At 74.8% G+C, this 3,523-nt stretch carries 4 protein-coding genes; 1 reads left to right on the top strand and 3 read right to left on the bottom strand.

What is annotated here, in order from left to right; translation table 11 throughout:
- From P1P75_RS40590 to P1P75_RS40600, 3 genes are all read right to left on the bottom strand, one after another.
- The coding region (locus P1P75_RS40590) for a TIGR03086 family metal-binding protein (RefSeq protein ID WP_319264795.1) at positions 1-638 on the bottom strand (638 nt) is incomplete at its 3' end.
- Between the two features lie 119 nt (positions 639-757).
- Positions 758-1,921 (bottom strand): hypothetical protein, encoded by a 1,164-nt coding sequence (locus P1P75_RS40595; RefSeq protein ID WP_319264798.1) that lies wholly within the window; start codon positions 1,919-1,921, stop codon positions 758-760.
- The gene (locus tag P1P75_RS40600; protein WP_319264801.1) at positions 1,918-2,859 is read right to left on the bottom strand and encodes a 5-dehydro-4-deoxyglucarate dehydratase; all 942 of its coding nucleotides are present in this window, start codon (positions 2,857-2,859) and stop codon (positions 1,918-1,920) included. Before P1P75_RS40600 ends, P1P75_RS40595 begins: the two co-directional genes overlap by 4 nt.
- Before the next feature lie 302 nt (positions 2,860-3,161).
- On the opposite strand from P1P75_RS40600, the gene P1P75_RS40605 reads away from it, so the two are divergent.
- The coding region (locus tag P1P75_RS40605; RefSeq protein WP_319264804.1) for an NAD(P)-dependent oxidoreductase at positions 3,162-3,523 on the top strand (362 nt) is incomplete at its 3' end.

A 3,523-nucleotide genomic window follows, 5' to 3' on the forward strand; every position in this document is an offset into this window, starting at 1 on the left:
GTGCCGGTCCCGTCGGACGCCCCTTCGCGGGTCCAGCCCGGGTCGCGCCCGCTCAGGCCGATCGCGCGGTCCAGGAGCGGGGCGTCCGACGGGACCGGCACCACGGGCCCGAAGATGCCTTTGCCGCCGGTCGGATCCGCGGCGACCTCCACCACGAAGGCGTGGCACGCCTGGAGCGCGGCCGGGTCGGGGACGTACACCTGGCCGGTGGCGCGGGCCAGGTCCCAGCCGTGGACGACCAGTTCGTCGATGGCCACGGCTGCCGCGACCTCGCCCGGCAGGTCGACGCCGCCGGCCCGGGTCATCCCGGTCCAGGCGGCCGGGTCGCGCCAGGCCTCGGCGAGTTCGCCGAGGACGCGGGGCAGTTCCTCGCGCCGGCCGGGGCCGATGTCGGGCACGGCGGAGTCCGGCGGGGTGTCGGTGGTCGGACCGAGTTCCTTGCGGGCGGCGTCACGGAAGGCGACGGCGAGCCCGGTGAGGTGGCCCAGCAGGTTGCGGACCGCGTACGCGGGGCACGGCGTCCGGTCCCCGAGCTGCTCGTCCCGCACGCCCGCCGCGAGCCGGGCCACGATCCGCGTCTGGGGTCCGAGATCGATGATCGCCGTGCCGGTGTCGGTATGGGTGTCGGTGCCGGTCATCTGCCGCTCCTCGCAATGGGTGTCTGAAGGAGAGACCGGCGGGGCGGCCCGAACTCATCGCGGGACGGGCGACGACTTCGCCGCGGACCCGGAAGGGCTCCGCGGCCGGCCGCGTCCGCTCAGAGCGCGCCGAGTCCCTTGCGGACGGCTTCCAGGTCGTCGTCCGACGCCAGGCCCGCGTGATAGAGGCGGATCTCCGTGGCGCCCAGTTCACGCGCGCGTGCCGCGTCCGCGGCGAGCGTGCCGGGGCTGCCGCCCATGCCGGAGACGACGGTGAGGTTGGCGGCGATCACGGCGGAGTCGCGGCGCTGTCCGGCGAAGGGGGTCAGGAGGGCGGGGCCGCCCGCGCAGGGCGCGACCACGCCGTCGGCGACGGACAGGATGTGCGCGGGGTCGACGCCCGGGTTGGCGCCCACGTGGAACGACACCGGGTCGGCGTGCAGCAGCACCTGGAAGCCCTCGGGCGCCGCCGCGCGGACGGCCGCGACGGCCTCCTCCTGGAGCGAGCGGGCGGTCGCGTCCCGCCACGCGCGCGTGACCGCCGCCGGCTCCGCGCCGAGCAGCTTCTCCACACCGGCCCAGCCGCCGTCGTCCGGCAGCCCCTGCCACACCGGTTCCAGCGCGGTCCGTACGGCCGCCGCGAGGCCGTCGGGGTCCAGGCCCCGCTCGCCGTACCCGGCCCGGCAGGAGGGGCAGAAGCAGAGCGACATGAGGTACTGCCCGGCCTCGCCGAGGCCGACCCCGCCGGTCTTGTCGTGGGCGTGCAGATGCTGGAGGCCGTACCAGCCGAGGGACTCCAGTTCGGTGCCGGCCGCGCCGGGCCGTACGGCGGCCTCGGCGGCCAGGTCGACGAGGTACGCGCGCGTGGCGGGCTGCGCGATGCACGGGGCCCACGGGTAGCGGTCGCCGTACGCGTTGACGACGCAGGTGTCCGGATGTTCGGCGCCCATGCGGGAGTTGTGGGCGAGGACGACCCAGCTGTGCACCTCCAGACCGGCCTGCGCGAGCGCGGCGGCGGCCTCGCCGTAGGCGTCACCGGGGGCCCAGTCGCCGGCCGGGTGCGGCCGCAGGGCGCGGCCGTCCCAGCGGCCGTCCACCGGGTACAGCACGGCCGCGTGTTCGGCGGTCACGATGCGGTGGCGGGGGTGGCGCGGGGTCAGGGCGCGGGTGGAGTGGTAGGCGGCGGCCAGGGTGACCTGCCCGACGCCGAGGGCGGCGATGCGGCCCGGGGCCCGCGGGTCGCCGTTGACGTCCCAGGGGTAGACGAACGCCGACGCCTTCACGCGTCCTCCTCCAGCAGTGCGTAGCCGCGCTCGATCAGCTGCGCGAGCTGCTTGACATGGTCCTCGCCGGGCTCGTGCAGCGGGGGCCGCACCTCGCCCACGTCGAGGCCGCGCAGCCGTACGCCCGCCTTGACGAGGGAGACAGCGTAGCCGCGGCCCTGGGCGCGCAGTTCGACGAAGGGGCGGTAGAAGCCGTCGAGGAGGCGGTGCGCGGTGCTCTCGTCGCCGGTGGCGAGCGCCCGGTGGAAGGCGAGGGCGATCTCGGGGGCGAAGCAGAACACGGCGGAGGAGTAGAGGGTGACGCCGATGGCGGCGTAGGCGAGCTGGGTCTGCTCGGCGGTCGGCAGGCCGTTGAAGTAGAGGAAGTCGCCGGGGGCCTCGGTGCGGACGGCGCTGACGATGCGCTGCATGAGGCCGAGGTCGCCGAGCCCGTCCTTGAGCCCGATGATCCCGTCCGTGCGGGCGAGTCCGACGACCGTCTCGGGGGTGAGGACGGCGTTGTCGCGCTGGTAGACGATCACCGGGAGCGGGGTCGCGGCGGCCACCTCCCGGTAGTGCCGCAGCAGCCCCTCCTGGCCGGCGATCACCAGGTACGGCGGCATCGCGAGCAGTCCGTCGGCGCCGGCGGCGTGCGCGAGGCGCGCGTAGCGCATGGCGAGCGCGGTCCCGTAGCCGGCGCCGGCGACGACGGGCACGCGCCCGGCCGTCTCCTCCACCGCCGCGGCCACGCAGGTCTCGAACTCCTCGGGGGTGAGCGCGTGGAACTCGCCGGTGCCGCAGCAGGCGAAGACCGCCGCCGCCCCGGCGTCGATCCCGCGGCGGATGTGCGCGCGAAAGGTGTCGAGGTCGAGGGAGCCGTCGGGGCCGTAGGCGGTGACGGGGAAGAAGAGCGGTCCGGTGGGGACGCGCAGACGTTCGGCGAGCGGGGCTGGCGTCACGGGCTCTCCCTGGGACGACGCGTGCGTTCTTCTGACTAATGTCCACATCTATGAACGCACTCACCCTATGAACGCATCCAAGCCCCGGTCAAGCGCGCAAACCACCAGACGGGGGCGGATTCCCCGGCTCCGCGAGACACTTGACGCGGCAGGCGAGAGATCCTTAGCGTGTCCACGCATGTGAATAACGTCCATGAATACGGCCGCGGGGGCACTCGCGCGCCACATCCGCCGACCCCGTCGGCCTCGCTGACCCCTCGCCCCGCTGCCCCGCTGCCCCGCTGCCCCAAGGAGACCCGAGGATGCCCGCTCCGCGCACCGTTCTGCTCACCGGCGCCGCAGGAGGCCTCGGCACCCTGATGCGGGAGCTGCTCCCCGCGTACGGCTACGAGCTGCGCCTGCTGGACCTGCGGCCGGTCGAGGGCGAGCCGGACGCGATCGTCGCGGACCTCGCCGACCGGGACGCCGTACGGGAGGCCGTACGGGGCGTCGACGCGATCATCCACCTGGCGGGCATCTCCCTGGAAGCCCCCTTCGAGAAGATCCTCGGCGCCAACATCGTCGGCACCCACCACCTGTACGAGGCCGCCCGCGAGGAAGGCGTCCCGCGCATCGTCTTCGCCTCCTCCAACCACGCGGTGGGCTTCACCCCCCGCCCCCAGGG

Origin of the sequence: Streptomyces sp. ID05-39B (assembly GCF_033794725.1) — a bacterium.
In the GTDB taxonomy this organism is placed as follows: domain Bacteria; phylum Actinomycetota; class Actinomycetes; order Streptomycetales; family Streptomycetaceae; genus Streptomyces; species Streptomyces bobili.